Here is a 674-nt window from a genome sequence, read left to right on the forward strand (position 1 = left end):
GATGTTCGAGAACGTGGCAGTGGAACATCCAGTCGCCGGAATTGTCGGCGACGAAGGCGATCTCGACCTTCTCGCGCGGCGAGATGAGCACCGTGTCCTGCCATTCGCGGTTGCGGGTGGGTTGGCCGTTGCGGGAAATCACGCGGAACGAATGGCCGTGCAGGTGGATCGGGTGGTGCCACGCAGTCGCGTTGGCCATGGCGATGACGTGGCTCTTGTTCCGCTCGAGAGTCAGTGCCGGCTTCATGTCGTGGCTGGCCTCGTCGGCGGCGACGCCGTTGATGAACCAGGCGGTGCTGGAGTTCATCGCCTGCATCATTCCCATCATCGAATTCATGTCGCGCATCATGCCCCCCGGCGCGACCGGGCCCATGCTTTCACCCATGTCCTGCGCCACCATCTCGCCCATCATGCCGCCGGCGAAGACGACTTCGTTGCGGGACGCCGTCTCGAGGTCCGGCTCCGGCAGCGAATTGGCCGGCAGGGCCAGCGGCCAGTCGGGCGCGCGTTCGCGAAGCGGGGTGTCGTCATAGACGAGTTCGACGAGCTTATATCCCAGTCCTTCGTAGAACCGGTCAGAGATCGAAACCCGGCTGCCGGGCTTGCCCGTCATGTCGAGGATCAGATCAGCGCGCATGGCGGGACCCAGCACCACTCGCCCGCCAGCGGGCGCG

1 protein-coding gene is annotated in these 674 nt (G+C 65.1%); it reads right to left on the minus strand.

Annotated features, from left to right (window positions below):
- A partial coding sequence (locus tag EOA86_RS37235; RefSeq protein ID WP_206630280.1) for a multicopper oxidase domain-containing protein occupies window positions 1-637 on the minus strand: 637 nt, incomplete at its 3' end.
- Between the last annotated feature and the right edge of the window lie 37 nt (window positions 638-674).

The organism is Mesorhizobium sp. M5C.F.Ca.IN.020.32.2.1, from assembly GCF_004023105.1.
In the GTDB taxonomy this organism is placed as follows: Bacteria; Pseudomonadota; Alphaproteobacteria; order Rhizobiales; family Rhizobiaceae; genus Mesorhizobium; species Mesorhizobium wenxiniae.